Below are 18785 nucleotides of genomic sequence, written 5' to 3'. Positions count from 1 at the left end.
GGCACTCTCCCGGACGTGGGGCGGCGGTCAACGGGACGAGTCATGGCGCTCATGAACGGTTCCGGCGAACTCCGCGGCCCAACGCACGGCGCGCCGGGCGCGGAGTTCGCCGGACCACCGGGTTCGCCGCGCCGCCGGGTTCGTCGACCGGGTCCTCCGGCTTGACCTCAAGCCTGGTTGAGGTGGCACGCTACACCGATGCAGCTGACGAATCGCCTGGTCCCGGCCGCCTATCGGGACGTGCTGCGGGTGCCGGGGTTCCGCCGCCTGCTGTCGGGCGAGACCGTCTCCTACCTCGGCGACGGCCTCAGCGTCGTCGCCATCACCCTGCTCGCCATCGCCATCGCCGCGCCGGAGCACACGGCGCTGGTGGTGGGGGCGGCCGTCGCCGCGTACACGCTGCCCGCCGCGCTCGGCGCGTTGGCGCTGGCCCCGTGGCTGCGCCGGCTCGACGCGCGCACCCTGGTCACCGCGAACGCGCTGCTGCGGGCGGGCGGCCTGGGCACGGCCGCCGTGCTGCACCTGCTCGGGCGGCTCTCCCCCGCCGGGTACGTCGCCCTGCTGGCGGTCTCGTCGCTGCTCGTCGCGTGGGGCTCGGCGGGCACCTACACACTGGTCAGCAGGCTCGTGCCGGCCGAGCACCGGCTGCCCGCCAACACCCTGCTCGGCACCAGCCAGACCACCGCCATCATCGTCGGCCCGCCGCTGGCCGGGCTGCTGGTCGCGGCCACCAGCCCCGGGGTCGCGCTGGCCGTCGACGCGCTGACCTACCTCGTGCTGGCCGCGCAGCTGCGCGGTATCCCGGTCACCGCCGTCCCGGCCGAGCCCACGGTGCCGACCAGCGGCTTCCGGCTGCTGGCCAGGCGGCCCGAACTGCTGGGCCTGCTCGCGCTCACCGCGGTCTTCTTCTTCCTGTACGGGCCCGTCGAGGTCGCGCTGCCACTGTTCGTCGTCGACACGCTCGGCCGCTCGGCCGGCTTCCTCGGCGTGTACTGGGCCGTCTTCGGGGTCGGCGCGCTGCTCGGCGGCCTGCTCGCGGGCGCGCTGCGCCGGGTGTCGCCGTGGCCGTTCGCCATCGCGGTCATCGCGGGCTGGGGTGCGGCGCTGCTGCCGTTCGGCCTCACCACCTCGACCTGGATCACCCTGGTCGGGTTGGCCGCCGGGGGTGTCATCTACGGGCCGTTCCCCGCTTTCAACATCACCCTGTTCCAGTCCGCGGCCGACCCGGCCGACCTGCCCGCGGTGCTCGCCGCCCGCGGCTCGATCACGGTGGCTGCCGCCCCGATCGGGGCCGCGTTCGGCGGACCGCTGGTCACCTGGCTCGGACCGGGCGGCACGCTGCTGGCCTCGGGGGCGCTGACGGTGGCGCTGGCCGTCGTCGCGGCCGTGCTGCGCCTGGCGAGCGCCGCCCGCCGCCGCTCCGCTCCGGTGCCCGCCGCGACCGTGGGCTGAGCTGCGGCTTTTCGCCGCGGGCGGGGCAGCCCGTGCCGCGCCGGTCCACAGCGGCCCTCGTTTTCCCGAACCGGCCCTATCCGGCGCGGCGACGGCTCAGAGTCGAATCATGGAGAACCAAACCTGGCTGCAGATGCAGCAAGCATTACGCGACATCGACTTTCCGGCGGATAAGCACGCAATCTTCGCACACGTCATCGAATACACCAGCGACGGTGACGTGCTGAAGCTCGCGCGGACGCTGCCGCCCGAGACCTACCGGAACATGTCTGAGGTGCGCAGCTCCGTCCGGCTCGACCCGTCGGTCGAGGAGGGCACCACGGTCACCCAGCGGGCCGCGCAGGCCCGGTCGCACAACAAGAAGGTCGCCTCGTACCTGCGCGAGGTGCCCGACACCGAACTCAGCTGAGCGGGGCACGGGCGGTGCCGGGGCGGGCGGACCCGCCCCGGCAGGCCGTCACCGGGTGATGGTGACCGTCTTCGTGCCCGTGGCAGGGATGTTCACGGACGTGGCGGTGGCGAAGTCGGCTCCGCCGTACCAGAAGTCCTCGCCGCTCCAGACCTTGAAACGCACCTTCTGCGCGCCGAGCACCAGCATCTCGCAGGTCGTCGCCGACCCGCTCTGGCAGCGGCCGCTGGTCTCACCGGTCGCCGCGTGGTACGCGACGAACCAGCCGGTCGCCGGTGCGGTGACCGTGACCTTGGTGCCCTTGACCAGCTGGATGTCGTAGGTGACCGTCTTGTTCGCCCTCACCTTGACCTTGGTCGCGCCGGAGCGGCCACCGGAGTTGCCGCTCCACTGCGGGGCGTGGTCCGCGGCGTAGAAGTGCAGCGGCCAGCTGTACGGCCCGAGGAAGTCGACCGTGTAGGTGCCGTCGGCGGCGGCCGGGAACGTGATGCTGCCGTCACCGCTGTGGTAGTGGAAGTTGCCGAAGCTGGCGTACGCCTGCTTGGCGGGGGTGCCGTCGGCGGCCCGGATGGTGCCCTTGACGGTACCCCGGCGGTCCAGCTTGATCAGCGGCCCCGCGACGGTCTGCCCCGGCACGGCCGTGATCACCGTGGCCAGGGTCTGGGTGCCGGTCCCGCCGTCGGCGGTGACCCACTGCGCCCCGTACGGCGAGCGGTTCGCGACGTGGGTGAGCCCGTACGCGAACAGCTGGTAGTCGCCGCCGCGCAGCCAGTCGATGACCACCTTGCCGTCGGCGTCGCTCTGCGGGCAGTTGTAGCCGAGGTCCAGCGCCGTCGGCGTGATCGCCTGCACGCAGAAGCCCTCGACCGGCGCACCGGTCGCGGCGTCGACGACCGTGGCGGTGATCATCGCGACAGGGTAGATCGCCACGGCGACCTCCAGGGTCGCGCCGTCGGTGACCGTCACGTAGGCCGCGTCCGAGGAGACGTAGCCGTCGGCGGACACGACGTAGTGCTGGCGGCCGACGGTGACTCCCGCGGCGGTCGCCGAGCCGTCGGTCCCCGCCGCCGAGATCATGCCGACCTGGGCGGTGAACGCGGGCACGGGTGCGCCGGTGACCGCGTTCGTCACGGTGACGTGCACCGATCCAGTCGGCAGCAGCGTGTCGTCGACCCGCGTGGCGGTGTCCGCGGTGACCGCGAACAGGTCCGCCTCGTCCCGCTCGATCGTGCCGTAGGCGTACTGCGAGATGGGCCGGTCCCAGCTGTTGAAGCTGACCCTGTAGTCGCCGGTCACGAAGACCTGGTCCATGCGGTAGTCGCCGGCGCCGTCGGTGGTCGTGAAGTAGGACGGGCCGGACTCGCTCGACGCCGAGACCTGCAACCCTTCGATGCCCGCGCCGTCGCGGTCGACGAAGCGGCCCTCGATCGAGCCGGTGGGCAGCAACTGGTCGTCGACGGTCACGGTCTGCCCGCCCGCCAGCGGGTAGACGGTCGCGGACGCGTGGCCGATCTTGCCGGGCGCGTACTGGTAGTTGCCCGGCGAGACCTCGAACGTGATCCGGTAGGAACCCGGCAGCAGGCGCAGCGCGTAGTGGCCGTCCTGGTCGGCCTGCGTGGACCCACCGGTGCCCGGACCGTTCGGGTCGGCCTGCACGGCCACCGACATGCCGTTGCCCGCCCGGTCCCGGAAGGTGCCGCTGATGATGCCGGTGGGTAGCAACTGGTCGTCGACCGTCACCTGGCCGCCGGCGGGCACCGCGATCAGCGTCGCGGCGCTGTAGTCCACCTGTCCGTAGGCGTACTGGCCGGGGCGGCCGTCCGGGTCGAAGTAGACCCGGTAGTCACCGCCCGGCACGTCGGTGATCTCGTAGTGGCCGGTCCCGTCGGTGGTGGCGTCGAGCCAGTGCCGGCCGTTCACCGACGAGGCCTGGACCCGCGCGCCGGAGACCGGCTGCCCGCCGTCCGTGAGCTGCCCGGCGATGGTCCCGTTGTCCAGAGCCTGGGCCGGTGCGGCCAGGCCGAGCGCGCCGATGGCGAGCGTGAGCGTGAGCACGCCCAGTCGTCTCGCTGCTGTTGTCAACATGACGTCCTTGAGGGGTACGCGAACCGTAGCCGCGATTCGCATGATGAAGCCGCCCCGTGATCGAACTGCGGCGTCCGTGATTGTCCACGAAGGATCCGACACCCGCGCCCGCCGAACGTCACCCGCCCTCGGTCGAACGGTCATCCGCCCAGCTCGTACCGTGTCCCACGGAGACGGCCGCGGCACGCTAGCGTGGTCTGCCGTGCCACCGTCCACACAGCGTCTGTTCATCGCGGTCTACCCGCCCGCCCCGGCGATCACCGACCTGGCCGGGCTGGTCTCCCGCCTCGCCTTCACCCGCCCGCATCCCGGCGGCCTGTCCCTGCGCCCGGTGCCGCCGGAGCAGTGGCACGTCACCGTCGCCTTCCTCGGCGAACTCGATCCCACACAGCTCGGCGCGGCGACCGTGGCGATGAGCGAGGCCGTCGCGGCGGCCCCGCGTGCCCCGCGACTGCGGCTGTCCGGCGGCGGGCGTTTCGACAACGGGCGCGCGGCCGCGATCTGGGCCGGGCTGCAGGGCGACCTCGACGTCCTGCACGATCTCGCCGCCCGGCTGCGCGCCGCGCTGACCGCCGCGCGCATCCCCTTCGACCCGCGCCCCTACCAGCCGCACCTGACCCTGGCCCGGCCCGGCGACCGGCTCGCCCCCGACGAGCTGAGCGAGATCATGCAACGGCTCGGCGCGTACGCCGGACCGGTCTGGCCCGCGCCCGCCCTGGTGCTCATGCGCAGCGACCATCCCGTCAGCAACCACTACACCGAGGTCTTCAGCGCACCCCTGCCCACCTGATCCGAGGAGAAGCCCGTGCAACGCGACATCCGCACCGTCGACGACGTGCTGCGACTGATGGACACCCTGTTCGCCCCCGACGCCGACCGCTGGACCGCCGACGGCGCGGCCTGGTGGGACGGCTTCTACGCGGACCGCTCCCGCGAGGTGCCGTTCTTCGCCGCCACACCGGACGAGAACCTGGCCTCGTACCTGGAGCGCGGGCTGATCACCCCCGGCCGGGCCCTCGACCTGGGCTGCGGGCCGGGCCGCAACGCCCTGCACCTGGCCGCCATGGGCTTCCAGGTCGACGCGGTCGACCTGTCCCCGGCCGCGCTCGCCTGGGCGCAGGAGCGGGCCCGGGAGGCATCGGCCGACGTCCGGTTCCTGTGCGGCGACGCGTTCGCGCTCGCGGACACGGAACTCGCCGGGCCGTACGACCTGATCTACGACTCGGGCTGCTTCCATCACCTGCCGCCGCACCGGCGCGTCAGCTACCTGCGGCTGCTGGACCGGAGCCTGGCCCCGGGCGGTCACTTCGGCCTGAGCTGCTTCGCGGCGGGCGGTATGGGCTCGGAGGAGTCCGACGTCGAGCTGTACCGCCACGGGCGGCTGCACGGCGGGCTGGCGTACACCGCCGAGGCGCTGCGCGGCATCTTCGCGGAGCTGACCGAGATCGAGGTGCGCCGCATGAACGACGAACCGGCCGAGTCCGCACGGTACGGCGAGCCGTTCCTGTGGACGGCGCTGTTCCGGCGCTAGCGCGGGTCCGCGCCCGGCATCGCCGTCGGTGGCCGTGGTTACAGTGACCCGATGCGCGAAACGCAGGAAGAACTCAGCGAACTCCAAGCCCTGCTCGACACGTCGCTTCCCCGGTCGACGCGGCATCTCCGTTCGATCATCAACAGCGCGCGCACCCTGAGCGCGACCCAGCTCACCCAGGTGTTGACCGGGATGTGCACGCTCGCCCTGTCGACGGTCACCGCGAAGGGTGAGCCCCGGATCAGCGGCGTGGACGGGCACTTCCTGCACGGACAGTGGCACTTCGGCACGGCGCGCACGGCCGCCAAGGCCCGCCATCTCGCCGCCCGCCCCGCCGTCAGCGCCGCCCATCTGCGCGGCGAGGACCTGGGCGTGTTCACCCACGGCACAGCCGAGATCCTCAACCCCGAACACGGCGAACCGGCAGCGGACTGGCCGGACCTGCTCGCCTACTTCAAGGACTTCTACGGCGCCGATGCCTTCGACTGGGAGCGCGAGGTCGTCTACTACCGGGTGCGCCCGCACTGGATGACGGTGTACGCCCCCGACTTCGGCAAACTCGTCACGGCGTAGCGGCGCCGTACGGCGGCACCCGAACCGCTCGCCTGACCCGCGATCGACCGGCCGGGCGATCCCGTTCGTCACGCTGATCTGCGCACTGCAGATGGAGCCCGCCACCGGCCCCTGGTCGCCGTTGACCATCTCCACCATGGCCGACGGCAGGCGGATCATCGTGATCGGCACGGCCGTGGCGGCAGCAGCGGTAACCCTATGGACGCTCGGCCGCACCCGGCTGACCTGGGGCCGCGACCTCGACCTGGCCTGATCGGCGCATACCAGGCCTGCCCGATTTTTCCTGAATTCCAGTTTGCTTCCAATCCTCATGGGTAGCGTACTTTCAGGCAATCTGCCAGCTTTGCTACTTCCGTGTGCCGCTGAATGCATCGCAAGTCGGTGCGAAGGAACGGAGCACTCTGTATGACCACGGCTCAGCAAGATGTGATCGACACCCTTCTAGGGCAACATCAGCAGGTGAAGATGCTGTTCGCCCAGGTCGAGTCCGCGGACGGAGCGCATCGTCAGGAGCTGTTCACCGAGCTCGTCGGCACGCTGGCACTGCATGAGAACATCGAGCAGCTGCTGGTGCATCCGCTGGCTGAACAGGAGCTGCCTGACGGGGATCAGGTGGTGCCGCCGCGGCTGGCCGAGGAGGCCGACGCCAAGCAGGCTCTGGCAGAGCTGTACGAGCTCGGCGTTGACCACCCCGAGTTCGACGCCAAGCTGGCCGCGCTGCGCGATGCGGTGTCGGCCCACGCCGAGGCCGAGGAGGAGCTGGAGTTTCTGCGTCTGCGGGAGGTGAGCGACCCGGCGGAACTGTCCCGCATGGCGGTGGTGGTGGCCCGTGCTCAGGCGCTGCTGGCAGAGCACGCCCAGGCCGGTTCGGGGCAACAGCCGGGCCCGTTGGCTGGGCCTCCTGACCAAGTGTTCGACCGGTTGCGGGACGTGTTGGGCAAAGCCGACGGCAATGGGGTGCGGGGATGAGCGAGCGGGCCAAACCGAAAAAGGCGGCCAAGAAGGCCGCAGCCGAGGGGGGCGCAGAGGCCAAGAACGCCGCCGCGGCAGAACGTGGGGCGAAGGTTGCCACCTCGGCCACGAAAACGCCGGCCAAGAAGACATCGCCGTCGCGGCGGCCCAGCGCCAAGACTGCTGCCGCTCAGGTGACCGCCGCCAAGGCAGCTCCGTTCACCAAGGCCGTGCCTGCCAAGAAGGCCGGGTCACGCTCGGCGCCCGCCGCGGTCGCCGAAGCGCAAAAGCGCGCCGACCGCGCCGCCGCAGCGTCCGCTGCCCCCGGCGGTGACGCCAAGATCCTGCAACTCAACGCGCACCGGGTCGACAAGCTCGACACCACGCTGACGACCGACCAGGGCATCCGGGTCGAGGACACCGACAACAGCCTGCGAGCCGGCCCGCGCGGCCCGAGCCTGCTGGAGGACTTCCACCACCGCGAGAAGATCACCCGCTTCGACCACGAGCGCATCCCTGAGCGGGTCGTGCACGCCCGCGGCTCGGGTGCCCACGGCTACTTCCAGCCCTACGACACCTCGCTGGCCCGCTACACCGCCGCGAACTTCCTGACCGATCCCGACGTGCGTACGCCGGTGTTCGTCCGCTTCTCCACCGTGCAGGGCTCACGCGGGTCCACCGACACCCCGCGCGACGTACGCGGGTTCTCCATCAAGTTCTACACCGGCCAGGGCGTCTACGACTTCGTGGGCAACAACATGCCGGTGTTCTTCATCCAGGACGGCATCAAGTTCCCCGATGTCATCCATGCGGTCAAGCCCGAGCCGCACAACGAGATCCCCCAAGCCGCCTCGGCCCACGACACATTCTGGGACTTCGTCACCCTGCAGCCCGAGACCATGCACCACGTGATCTGGCTGATGTCGGACCGGGCGCTGCCGCGCAGCTTCCGGACCATGCAGGGCTTCGGCGTGCACACATTCCGGCTGGTCGCCGCCGACGGCACCCGCACCTTCGTCAAGTTCCACTGGACGCCCCTAGCGGGCGTGCACTCGCTGGTCTGGGACGAGGCGCAGAAGATCTCCGGCAAGGACCCGGACTTCAACCGCCGCGACCTGTGGGAGTCGATCGAGGCAGGCAACTATCCGGAGTACGAACTCGGCGTGCAGCTGATCGCCGAGAGCGACGAGTTCGCCTTCGACGACATCGACCTGCTGGACTCGACGAAGATCATCCCAGAGGAGGTCGTGCCGGTCGTGCCCGTGGGGCGCCTGGTCCTGGACCGCAACCCGGACAACTTCTTCGCCGAGACCGAGCAGGTTGCCTTCTGCCTGCAGAACGTCGTGCCCGGCATCGACTTCACCGACGACCCGCTGCTGCAGTCACGGCTGTTCTCCTACCTCGACACCCAGCTCACCCGCCTCGGCGGGCCCAACTTCGCCCAGATCCCGATCAACCGGTCGCTCGCGCCGGTGCGCAACCACCAGCAGGACGGCTTCCACCAGCACGAGATCCCGCTGGGCCAGGCCAACTACCATCCCAACTCGCTCGGGGGCGGCTGTCCGGTCGTCCCGGGCGCCGGCGGCGGGGCGTTCGTGCACACCCCGGAGCACGTCGACGGCATCAAGGAACGCAAACGGTCCGAGACCTTCGCCGACCACTACAGCCAGGCGACCCTGTTCTGGAACAGCATGGCGGCCTGGGAGAAGCAGCACATCATCGCCGCCTACCGCTTCGAACTGGGCAAGGTGACCCGCCCGCACATCCGGCAGCTGATGGTCGAGCACCTCAATCAGATCGACCACCAGCTTGCCGTTGCGGTGGCCGCCGGGATCGGCGTACCCTCCCCCGCTGCCGGGCCGCCCAACCCCGGTCGGATGTCGCCGGCGCTGAGCCAGGCCAGCATGCCCGGCAGCACGGGAGTCATCGGCCGCAAGGTCGCGATCCTGGTGGCCGACGGCGTCGAGGCCGCCAGTCTCGAAACCGTGCGCGACGGCCTGACGGCAGCGGGCGCGGTGGTCGAACTGCTCGGACTGGTCGATGGGGCCGTCAACACCGCCGACGGTGCGGCGCTGCCGGTCGACCGGGCGATGAACACCGTTGCGTCCGTGCTGTATGACGCGGTCGTCGTCGCCGACGGCGACGCAGCGCTCGACCAACTGGTCAGCGACGGCTACGCGGTGCACTTCGTCGCCGAGGCCTACAAGCACGCCAAGGCGCTCGGCGTTCTCGGGGTCGGGGACCGCCTCGTTCAGGCGGCGCGGCTGCCGGTGTACGAGGCTTCCGACCGCATCGCCGGGCCGGCCAGCAAGCCCAGCGCCGGCGCGTTGGACGGTGTGGTCTTCCTGGCACCCGACACCGACGCAGACCAGCAGTTCGTCGACGAGATGGTCATCGCCATCGCCGCTCACCGCCACTACGACCGGCCGGTAGACGGTATCGCCGCCTGAAACACCTCACAGCAGCGGTCCGCGGCGCCGTTGGCACCGCGGACCGCTGCGTTGGTCAGACGTATGAGTTACCGCTGTTCGCCTTCGGCAGCCATCAATCGGCCAGCGGCGACGCCAGCCGCTCGCGCGGGTTCTCGGTCCCGGCCATTCCGCCGTCCGGTGACACGGTGCCGTCGAACTGGTAGACCGGCACGGCGTCAAAGACCTGTGTCTCGTGCGCGTCCGCCGGGCAGGTCGTCAGAGCCGCTTGCATACGTTGGCGCTCGACGCCGGCTCGCGTGAGCAGCTCGCGCAGCGCAGCCCGGCCTCGGTGCTCAACTCCTGACCGCGGGTTTACCGTCACCGATCCAGATGTGCCTTCGTCTCGGTTACGCGTGTGGAATCGCCTGCGTCTGGCGCCGGTCACTCACGGCTGCAGCAGTACCTTGATGTAGCCGTCTTTCTTTTCCTGGAACTGCTGGTATGCCGCGGGCGCGTCGGCTAGGGGCAGGCGGTGGCTGGCGAAGCCGGACACGCCGAGCGGGTCGGCGTCGGTGAGCAGCGGCAGGATGTCGTCGACCCAGCGGCGCACGTTGGCCTGGCCCATCCGGATCTGGATCTGCTTGTCGAACAGGGTCATCATGGGCAGCGGGTGGGTCATGCCGCCGTACACGCCGATGATCGAGATGGTGCCGCCACGGCGGACCGCCTCGATGGCCAGTTGCAGCGCGGCCAGGCGGTCGATGCCCGCGTTCTCCATGAGTTTGGCGGCCCAGGCGTCCGGCAGGACGCCGGTCATCTGCTGCATCGCCCTGGCGATCGGTGAGCCGTGCGCCTCCATGCCGACCGCGTCGATGACGGAGTCGGGCCCGCGACCGCCGGTCATGTCCCGGATGCGGGCGACCAGCGTGTCCTGGTCCTCCAGATCGAGGACCTCCACGCCGCGGGCCATGGCGCGGTCACGCCGCTCGGGCACCGGGTCGACGCCGATGACCCGGCCCACGCCGCGATTCAGCGCGATGCGGGAGCACATGTCGCCGATCGGGCCCAGGCCCAGCACCAGCAGGGTGCCGCCCTGCGGCACGGCCGCGTACTCGACGGCCTGCCACGACGTCGGCAGCACGTCGGACAGGTACACGAACCGGTCGTCGGGCGGTCCGGCAGGCACGGTGATCGGCCCGTACTGCGCCTGCGGCACCCGCAGATACTCCGCCTGGCCGCCGGGGACCTGTCCGTACAGGCGCGTGTAGCCGAACAGGGCGGCACCCATGCCCTCGGAGCGCACCTGGGTGGTCTCGCACTGGGTCTGCAGGTTCTGGTCGCACATGAAGCAGGCGCCGCAGGCGATCTGGAACGGGACCACGACGCGGTCGCCGGGCTTGAGCCGGGTGACCGCGGAGCCGACCTCCTCCACGATGCCCATCGGTTCGTGGCCGATGATGTCGCCTTCCGCCATGAAGGGCGCCAGCACCTCGTACAGGTGTAGGTCGGAGCCGCAGATACCGGTGGAGGTCACCTTGATGACCGCGTCGGTGGGTTCCTGGATCACGGGGTCGGCGACCGTGTCCACGCGTACGTCACGCTTGCCGTGCCACACCACTGCCTTCATCGGAGGCCGCCTTCCGTGCTCATCAGCCGCGCTGCCGCCACCCTGCGGGCAGCTATTTGCCATATATGTCCGTTCCCTGGTGTACGGGTGGCAAACCAGCAGGCCAATCCGTTTGCGGGTTGCTCCGCGACGGGTAGTGGTTCGGGATGGAATGCAAGCCACGGAGGGGGCTGAGCACAATGAGGTTCTGGAGACGGATGGCAGTCTTGCTGGCCGGCGCGGCCATGGCGGTCACGGCGAGCGCCACCGCGGCGCCTGCGGTCGTCATGCAGCCGTCAGAGCAGGACACCGCCTGGATGGTCGCGGCGCACCAGGCCAATCTCGCCGAGATCGCGACCGGGAAGATGGCGCAGGACAAGAGCAGTTCCGCCGAGGTGAAGGAACTAGGCCAGCGGTTCGTCGCCGACCACACCAAACTCGACGCATCGCTGACAGCCTTGGCGCAGCAGCTCAACGTGACCTTGCCGGCCGAGCCGAACGCCGAGCAGAAGGCCGTGGCCGACAAGCTCCAGGCCGCCGCGGCAGGAGACGAGTTCAACAAGATGTGGATCGAGCAGCAGCTCGCGGCGCACACCAAGTCGATGAAGGCGACTCAGCAGGAAATCGACAAGGGCGAGGCCGCACAGGTGAAGCAGGCTGCTGAGGCGGCCCTGCCGGTCATCACCGCACACCATGAGGCCCTGGTGAAGGCTGCCCCCGGCATCGGGGTGAAGCCGCAGTGATCTCGGCCATCAGCTGTCAGCTGCTGCCCCGTGCCCGCGACACGCGCACGGGGCAGCAGCCATCTAAGGCCAGAGTCTGAGGCATTGTGTTCGTGTCGATGCGTGTGGTTTGCCAGCACCGACATTGGGTAAATAACCCTTTTACGGTAATAGGCGGCTATCGCACCGTCCTGGAGCCACGGAGCATCACGGCCGGTAGAGGTCGAATAGCGCGGGGCGGTGAAGTTGTGAACATGCTGACCAAACCCTTCGTACCACCTCCCTCTGGCGTGCCGGTTCTCGTTTTCGACGCCGCCGGCGACCTCGGTCGCGTACGGACATTCGTGTGCGAATGCGCCCAGAGCGTCGGGCTGTCTGCTGAACGGCTACCGGCACTGAGAGTCGCGATCAGTGAGATCGCCACGAACGTTCTGCGTCATACGTCGGAAGGGGGCGCGGTGCGCGTGTGGAGCGAGAACGGCGCGCTCATCAGCGAAGTCACCGACACCGGCACCTTCGAGCCGCCTGGATGCTGCACCGAATCGCCTGGCGGTTGGGGACTGGGGATCGTCGAGGAGGTGTGTGACCGGGTCGACCTCTACAGTCGGCCCGGAGTGAACGTGTGGCGGTTGGTGCTGGACCTGAATGCATCAGCCGTCGACGCTTGAACAGGCTCGTGTCTGTCAGCTCCCACAGGACGGCGCTCACGTCGATTGATGTCTTGAGCTGGTCAGGTCGCGGGTTGCGGCCAGGCGGGTGCGACCCGTTCCACGACCAGCCGGTCGGAGGCTGGCGAGGCGTTCGCCGACGCCCAGTCTTGCGGCAGGCGGTCGCACATGGCGGCAAGCCGGTTCAGGCCGGCCAGTTCGAGGACCCGGCGGGTGATCGCCGATGGTCCGCACAGCGTGATCGCCGCCTCCGGTAGCTGCTCCGACACGTTGTAGAGGTAGTGAATCAGGCCGGATCCGCCGAAGGTGACGCTGGTGAGGTCTACGTACAGAACCTCGCAGGACACGCTGTCCAGTTGGCGCTGAGCGATGTCCACATCGACAGGGTCGACCAAGTCGACGTCGCCAGCTATAGACATGCAGGCCACTCGCCCTTCACCACCGCGAGCGACACTAATGGTCATGGGGTGCTTGTCCACGTCCTCACCTCTGGCTCGTCCGACAAGGCTGCCGAGGTCCGGGGCAGTGGAAGATCAATCAAGCAACATGAAAGATTCTACTCGTATTGCAACGTCAGGGGCCCGGTCAAACCATCTTCGGTTCTGATCGTGTCCTGGGCGCGGAATACCCCAGCGGGCAACAGGCTCAACGACGGCGTTTGACGCGGCGGCTGGGTTCGCACGCATTCCGTCGGCGCGTCGGCCGCCGCTTGAGACCCCACTCATCCGGTAACGACCTTTCGGACATTTTCGTCGGGAGGCCCCTGACGAGCACGGTGACAGAGTCGGTAGACGTCCACATGCCAGTCCGCGTGGCTGCAACCAGTGGACCCAGGTCGGGTCTTCCCGAACTTCATGAAGGGCGTCGAGTCAGCCGTTCAGATCGACGCCACCGGCCCGGAACGTCGCGACGGTGAGCATCGCGGCGTGTCCGGTGTCCGCCGGTTGCATTCCGGGTTTCGGGTGGCCTGTCGGTGGTGTGCGCGTCAGCGGAACTACTGCGGCACAACAGCACGCCCCCGAGTCACGTCGCCGTTACCGCATCAGTTCACGGCCGCCCTCCGGTGATGCGCAACCGTTACTCCGGGACAGTTTGCCGGTGTCAGATATGGGGAAAGCGGGTGCGCCCCCGTCCCGCCGTCTGTTGGAGCCAGCCGCCATGACCCGACGACTGCAGCTGCGCCTGTACCGCTCACCCGTAGGGCTGTATCTGACCGTTCATGGCAGTCTCGACGCCGATACCGCTCAGGAATTCGGCGATGCTGTCGGCCTGGCCCTGGATCGCTGCGACGCGGGCCGACTCACGGTAGACCTGGCCGACGTCGACGCCGTCGACATCGCCGGCATCGCGATGCTGACACTGTGCCGCGCGACGGCGCTGCGCCGCGGCATTACCTTAAGCCTCACCGCCGCACGGGTGTCGGTACGCGACGCGATACACACGGCCCGCGCCGATGCGCTACTCGCACCTGCGGCGGCCCCGGCCGAGCCCGTAGCCGGTCAGCCACGGTCCAGCCGCGGTCGATACGTCAGAGCGGGAATCCGGTGTCTACGCCAGCCAGCGCCCCCACGACGCGCAGCACCGGGCTCCCCTCGATCGGTCCCCTGACCCCGGTGACCGCACGAGAGCCGTCAGCGATGATTTATGACGTCGGCTTCGGGCCACGCCCTGTGGGATGACGCGGAGGTGTTGGGCGAGCTGCGGCACCGCGCTGCACGCATCATCAGCGAACCAGCCGTCCTGTCCGGCCGGTTCACTTCGCGGCAGGAGGCGATCGGTGCCCGGCGAGTGCCGAGAGGCCGGACCGGCGAGCCCGACACCCTGACGGCACCACCACCAGACACGCCCGACGCAACCTGATGAACCCGGCCCTCGGCACCGCGTTCACGATCTCGACGTGATGCCAGGCGCTCGCTCACAGCCCACGGTGACGGGGTCCAGACACCGGGCGGGCGTTCACGCGATTGAGCGGCAGCCGCTCAGGCCGCACTCGGCGCAGCAGGTCGGCGTCCCAGGTACCGCTGGTGAAAGCACCGGGCTGTTCGGCCAGGCGGAGCAGTTCGGCCGCGTGGCGGCGCTGTCGGGTCGCGGCTGACCTGGCGGCGCGCATCTCATGCACTGTCGAGGACAGGAAGACGACGGTCGCCAGGGCGCCCAGCGCCAGCGCGACGGCTCCGACCACGAGCAGATCGACGAACGAGAACATTTCTTGGCCCATTGCCAGCCCTCATCGATGACCGTGCACCTATTGCCACGGCAGGGTCGGCGAATCTGGGATTTGTTGTGACACCCGACACGTTCGAACCGGCGGTGATATCGCGGTCGCCGCCTCGCCGGCTACAGCCCTTCAGCCAGCAACACTTCCGGTTGCCCAGGGCTCGCCGTGAGCCGCTCCGCGCTGCTCACAGCTACCTCGTCGACCAGACCTGATCTGGCGGTTGGCCGGACGCCGCCCTACCCTACGCCGCAGACGACCCATATATCGCCAAACGTCGCAGCACGTCAAGCGGGCAATGCTCGTCGGACGCGGGCACCGGTCGGCGTGACAGCGTCGATGGGACGGCCACCCCTCAGGACCGCCCCATCGGCACCATGAGCACACCATAAACAGACAATTGGCCTAACGCGGTGAAAATACCTGCGTGTCGCGAATCATCGACGCCAACGATCGGTCACTCTCACCCCGCCGTGGCTGCAGCGAAGGCTGCCCCGCGAGTGATCTGTCAGGCATCCGGTTTCGTCACGGCGGCATCGGGCATGCCCTCAGCAATCGAAGAACGGGTGCGCCATGCGACAGGAACGTGCGGGGCGCGGGGCATCGCAGCCCTATCGGCGCGAGCAGCACCCGACGGCCACGGGCGTCTTGGACTCGCTAGTGGCAGGCGAAGCGCGCCCCGAAATGCCGGTCGTGGTGATCGTCGCCGGCCTCGGCGCCGTCGGAATGATGCGCCGCACCATGACGGTCATCGGTTCCCGGACCCGGTGCGTGCTGCTGGACCTGCCCGGCTACCACCACAGCGGCCCGGCTTCCTGCGCTCCGACGATCGAGGACATCGCCGATCTGGTCGCCGCCTGGCTCCGGGACCACACGACCACGCCCGTCATCCTGCTGGGTCACTCGACGGGGGCGCAGGCCGCCTTGCGCGCGGCGGTGAAGGCCCCGGGGCTGGTCGACATGCTCGTTATGGCTGGACCCACCCTCGTGCCCGCCGCTCGACGGCCATGGGGGCTAACGCGCAAGCTGGCCAGGACATTGATACATGAGTCGGTTTCCGCCGGCATCGCCGTGTGCCCAGACTTTGCGCGTGCCGGAATCCGCAACCTGCTGCAATTCGCGCGATCCGGAATGGATGACCGCCCCGAGCAGATCATGCCGATCGTGTCCTGCCCGGTCCTGGTCATCACCGGCGAGCATGACCACCTCGCGCCGCCGAGTTGGGCACACCGTCTCGCAGCCATGGCCACCGAAGGATCCGCGGTTACGATCGCCGGAGCGCATTCCTTCCCACACACCATGCCGCGAACGGTGTCGGACCTGATTCGGCAGGCAGCCGCCGATAAATCCCACACCGGGCGGGTGGTCGAGCCTGCTGCCGGCCGCCGGCCACTCGAGGTCAACGTCGCGGATGTGGGCGGTGCCCACCACCCGGTTGGCGTGGCTCCACCCGTCGGAGAGCACCCCGAACACCTTCTCCGACGGCGCGTTAACCGTACGTTCGGTTCGTGACACGCTGAGCGCGACAATCGCCGAACGTTGCGGCATTTCGTCACAACAGTGGAGCACCGTTCCGGCACGGCGAGCAGCAACCCTGAATCATCGATCTAGTGGCCCCGCGTTGGCGGGTAGCCCGCCATGGAAAGCCATCGCCGCGCTTTCGGGGCCACGGCATCGCGGTGGGCAAAACGTTTGTATACCCCCCGTGCGGGTAGTGACTACTTGATCGTGTTCGGCTTGCGGGGGCCGCCGTGGAGGCGGGAACCCGGGTATGCCGCCGCGATTCGAGCGCTTAGACCCGCTCACTTTTGCAGCCCTTGATCCTGGCTGCTGCGGTGCCGCCCACGTTCGCCCGCCTCCTCACTTCCCGCGAATGAGATGATCATCATGCTGGACAGCGCAGATTCTGCCCTCGGCTTCACCCAGCCCGCGGGCATCCCGCGGCCGATCGCGGTGGCTGCCGGCTGGCAGCCGATCGACGCGAGGGTCGTGGACACCGCCCGGTTGTTGGCTGCGGACGCGGTGCAGAAGGTCGGCAACGGCCATCCCGGCACGGCGATGAGCCTCGCGCCGCTGGCGTACCTGCTGTTCCAGCAGGTCATGAGGCACGATCCGGCCGATGACCATTGGCTGGGCCGGGACCGCTTCGTGTTGTCGTGCGGGCATACGAGCCTGACGCTCTACATCCAGCTGTACCTGTCCGGTTACGGGCTCACGCTCGACGACCTGCGGTCCCTGCGGACCTGGAACTCCGCGACGCCCGGGCACCCCGAGCACCGCCACACCCGCGGCGTGGAGATCACGACCGGGCCGCTGGGACAGGGCTTCGCGAGCGCGGTCGGCATGGCGATGGCCGCCCGCCGCGAGCGCGGCCTGCTCGACCCCGACGCGCCCGCCGGCCAGAGTCCCTTCGACCACCACGTCTACGTGGTGGCGTCCGACGGCGACCTGATGGAGGGAGTGACCGCCGAGGCCAGTTCGCTGGCCGGCCATCAGCAGCTGGGCAACCTGGTCGCGTTCTACGACTCGAACCACATCTCCATTGAGGACGACACCGGCATCTCGTTCAGCGAGGACGTCGCGGCACGCTACCAGGCGTACGGCTGGCACGTGCAGACCGTCGACTGGACCCGCACCGGGGCTTACGTCGAGGACGTAGACGCGCTGCTGGCCGCGATCGTGGCCGCGCGCGCCGAGACGTCCCGGCCGTCGCTCGTCGTGCTGCGCACCATTATCGGCTGGCCCGCCCCGACCAAGCAGAACACCGGCAAGGCCCACGGCTCCGCGCTCGGCGAGGACGAGATCGCCGCCACCAAGCGCCTGCTCGGCTTCGACCCCGCGCAGACCTTCACCGTCGAGGACGACGTGCTCGCCCACGCCCGCCTGGTCACCGAACGCGGGCGGGCCGCGCACGAGCGGTGGCAGCCGACCTTCGACCGGTGGCGGGCCGCCCATCCCGAGCGGGCGGCGCTGCTGGACCGGCTGCAGGCCCGGCGGCTGCCCGACGGGTGGGCCGAGGCGATCCCGGTCTTCGCCGCGGATCCGAAGGGCATGGCCACCCGCAAGGCGTCCGGCGAGGTGCTGACCGCACTGGCCGGCGTCCTGCCGGAGCTGTGGGGCGGGTCGGCCGACCTGGCCGAGAGCAACAACACCACCATGGACGGGCAGCCGTCGTTCATCCCGGCCGGAAAGCAGACCGCCGCGTGGAGCGGCGGCCCCTACGGCCGCACCCTGCACTTCGGGATCCGGGAACACGCCATGGGCGCGATCCTCAACGGCATCGCGCTGCAGAGCCTCACCCGCCCATACGGCGGAACGTTCCTGGTGTTCAGCGACTACATGCGCCCTGCGGTGCGCCTGGCCGCGCTGATGGCGCTGCCGACGATCTACGTGTGGACGCACGACTCGATCGGGCTCGGCGAGGACGGCCCCACCCACCAGCCCGTCGAGCACCTCGCGGCCCTACGGGCGATTCCCGGCCTGGACGTGGTACGCCCGGCCGACGCCAACGAGACCGCCGTCTGCTGGCGCACGATCATCGAACACGACGACCGGCCCGCCGGGCTCATCCTCACCCGGCAGAACCTGCCCGTCCTCGACCGCGGTCCTGGCGCGCACGCGCCCGCCGAAGGTGCCGCGCGCGGCGGATACACGCTGCTCGACACGTCCGCCGCGGGCGTACGCCCGGATGTGGTCCTGATCGCCACCGGCTCGGAGGTGCAGGTCGCGCTGGGCGCCTGCGCGCTGCTGACCGCCGACGGCATCGGCGTGCGCGTGGTGTCGATGCCGTGCCGGGAGTGGTTCGCCGCCCAGCCGGAGCCCTACCGGGACGAGGTCCTGCCACCGGAGGTCCGGGCGCGGGTGAGCGTCGAGGCGGCGGTGGGACAGTCCTGGCGGGAGATCGTCGGCGACGCGGGCCGGATCGTCAGCCTCGAACATTTCGGCGCGTCGGCCGACTACCAGCGCCTCTACACCGAGTTCGGCATCACCGCACAGGCCGTCGCCGCCGCAGCCCACGACAGCATCACGGACACGACCCGGCCCACCCGCCCAGGCGGACACCAGCAGACCGCCACCCCGACAACCGGCGGCACCGGCGACCGCCCCGCCTAGACCATGGCTCGAAACCGACGGCCACCCGAGGAGAACACAGTGAACGACC

General features: G+C 69.7%; 18 protein-coding genes. 13 read left to right on the top strand and 5 right to left on the bottom strand.

The window, feature by feature from the left end:
* The first annotated feature begins 198 nt into the window (after nt 1-198).
* The gene (locus HAV40_RS18285) at nt 199-1452 is read left to right on the top strand and encodes an MFS transporter (protein WP_166382845.1); all 1254 of its coding nucleotides are present in this window, start codon (nt 199-201) and stop codon (nt 1450-1452) included.
* Between the two features lie 109 nt (nt 1453-1561).
* Nucleotides 1562-1861 (top strand): DUF2795 domain-containing protein, encoded by a 300-nt coding sequence (locus tag HAV40_RS18280; RefSeq protein ID WP_166382843.1) that lies wholly within the window; start codon nt 1562-1564, stop codon nt 1859-1861.
* Nucleotides 1862-1909: 48 nt separating this feature from the next.
* On the opposite strand, the gene HAV40_RS18275 is transcribed toward HAV40_RS18280, so the two are convergent.
* Complete coding sequence (locus tag HAV40_RS18275) at nt 1910-3916, bottom strand: carboxypeptidase-like regulatory domain-containing protein (RefSeq protein ID WP_166382841.1); 2007 nt, start codon at nt 3914-3916, stop codon at nt 1910-1912.
* Nucleotides 3917-4148: 232 nt separating this feature from the next.
* Here HAV40_RS18275 and thpR point away from each other — a divergent pair, with 232 nt between their 5' ends.
* The 6 genes from thpR to HAV40_RS18245 all read left to right on the top strand — a co-directional run bounded on the left by thpR (nt 4149) and on the right by HAV40_RS18245 (nt 9451).
* The gene (gene thpR, locus HAV40_RS18270) at nt 4149-4736 is read left to right on the top strand and encodes an RNA 2',3'-cyclic phosphodiesterase (RefSeq protein WP_166382839.1); all 588 of its coding nucleotides are present in this window, start codon (nt 4149-4151) and stop codon (nt 4734-4736) included.
* A gap of 15 nt (nt 4737-4751) precedes the next feature.
* The gene (locus tag HAV40_RS18265) at nt 4752-5477 is read left to right on the top strand and encodes a class I SAM-dependent methyltransferase (RefSeq protein ID WP_166382837.1); all 726 of its coding nucleotides are present in this window, start codon (nt 4752-4754) and stop codon (nt 5475-5477) included.
* Between the two features lie 51 nt (nt 5478-5528).
* Complete coding sequence (locus HAV40_RS18260; RefSeq protein WP_166382835.1) at nt 5529-6050, top strand: pyridoxamine 5'-phosphate oxidase family protein; 522 nt, start codon at nt 5529-5531, stop codon at nt 6048-6050.
* A gap of 91 nt (nt 6051-6141) precedes the next feature.
* On the top strand, nt 6142-6303 hold the full coding sequence (locus HAV40_RS18255; protein WP_166382833.1) for a hypothetical protein: 162 nt from the start codon (nt 6142-6144) through the stop codon (nt 6301-6303).
* Between the two features lie 152 nt (nt 6304-6455).
* The gene (locus HAV40_RS18250; protein WP_166382831.1) at nt 6456-7019 is read left to right on the top strand and encodes a hemerythrin domain-containing protein; all 564 of its coding nucleotides are present in this window, start codon (nt 6456-6458) and stop codon (nt 7017-7019) included.
* Nucleotides 7016-9451: a catalase gene (locus tag HAV40_RS18245; RefSeq protein WP_203671123.1), complete on the top strand. Its 2436-nt coding sequence runs from the start codon at nt 7016-7018 to the stop codon at nt 9449-9451. Before HAV40_RS18250 ends, HAV40_RS18245 begins: the two co-directional genes overlap by 4 nt.
* A gap of 94 nt (nt 9452-9545) precedes the next feature.
* Here HAV40_RS18245 and HAV40_RS18240 read toward each other — a convergent pair whose 3' ends face one another.
* Nucleotides 9546-9704, bottom strand: a complete 159-nt coding sequence (locus tag HAV40_RS18240; protein WP_166382829.1) for a hypothetical protein — start codon at nt 9702-9704, stop codon at nt 9546-9548.
* Nucleotides 9705-9857: 153 nt separating this feature from the next.
* A complete protein-coding gene (locus tag HAV40_RS18235) occupies nt 9858-11039 on the bottom strand; it encodes a zinc-dependent alcohol dehydrogenase (RefSeq protein ID WP_166382827.1) in 1182 nt (393 codons plus the stop codon).
* 197 nt (nt 11040-11236) lie between these two features.
* Between HAV40_RS18235 and HAV40_RS18230 the strand changes: the two genes are divergently transcribed.
* Nucleotides 11237-11761: a DUF4142 domain-containing protein gene (locus HAV40_RS18230; RefSeq protein ID WP_166382825.1), complete on the top strand. Its 525-nt coding sequence runs from the start codon at nt 11237-11239 to the stop codon at nt 11759-11761.
* Nucleotides 11762-11994: 233 nt separating this feature from the next.
* A complete protein-coding gene (locus HAV40_RS18225) occupies nt 11995-12408 on the top strand; it encodes an ATP-binding protein (RefSeq protein ID WP_239086012.1) in 414 nt (137 codons plus the stop codon).
* A gap of 62 nt (nt 12409-12470) precedes the next feature.
* Here HAV40_RS18225 and HAV40_RS18220 read toward each other — a convergent pair whose 3' ends face one another.
* Nucleotides 12471-12887: an STAS domain-containing protein gene (locus HAV40_RS18220; protein WP_166382821.1), complete on the bottom strand. Its 417-nt coding sequence runs from the start codon at nt 12885-12887 to the stop codon at nt 12471-12473.
* Nucleotides 12888-13566: 679 nt separating this feature from the next.
* On the opposite strand from HAV40_RS18220, the gene HAV40_RS18215 reads away from it, so the two are divergent.
* The gene (locus tag HAV40_RS18215; protein ID WP_166382819.1) at nt 13567-14016 is read left to right on the top strand and encodes an STAS domain-containing protein; all 450 of its coding nucleotides are present in this window, start codon (nt 13567-13569) and stop codon (nt 14014-14016) included.
* Nucleotides 14017-14323: 307 nt separating this feature from the next.
* Here HAV40_RS18215 and HAV40_RS18210 read toward each other — a convergent pair whose 3' ends face one another.
* Nucleotides 14324-14614, bottom strand: coding sequence for a hypothetical protein (locus tag HAV40_RS18210; RefSeq protein WP_166382817.1), 291 nt, complete (start codon nt 14612-14614; stop codon nt 14324-14326).
* Between the two features lie 702 nt (nt 14615-15316).
* Here HAV40_RS18210 and HAV40_RS18205 point away from each other — a divergent pair.
* Together HAV40_RS18205 and tkt are read left to right on the top strand one after the other, a co-directional pair.
* The gene (locus HAV40_RS18205) at nt 15317-16135 is read left to right on the top strand and encodes an alpha/beta fold hydrolase (RefSeq protein ID WP_166382815.1); all 819 of its coding nucleotides are present in this window, start codon (nt 15317-15319) and stop codon (nt 16133-16135) included.
* A gap of 375 nt (nt 16136-16510) precedes the next feature.
* Nucleotides 16511-18736: a transketolase gene (tkt, locus tag HAV40_RS18200; RefSeq protein WP_166382813.1), complete on the top strand. Its 2226-nt coding sequence runs from the start codon at nt 16511-16513 to the stop codon at nt 18734-18736.
* Nucleotides 18737-18785 lie beyond the last annotated feature (49 nt).

Source organism: Catellatospora methionotrophica (assembly GCF_011297335.1).
GTDB classification, from domain to species: domain Bacteria; phylum Actinomycetota; class Actinomycetes; order Mycobacteriales; family Micromonosporaceae; genus Catellatospora; species Catellatospora methionotrophica.
Note: the sequence above shows the minus strand (reverse complement) of the source record. Positions and strands in the feature narration are given on the sequence as shown.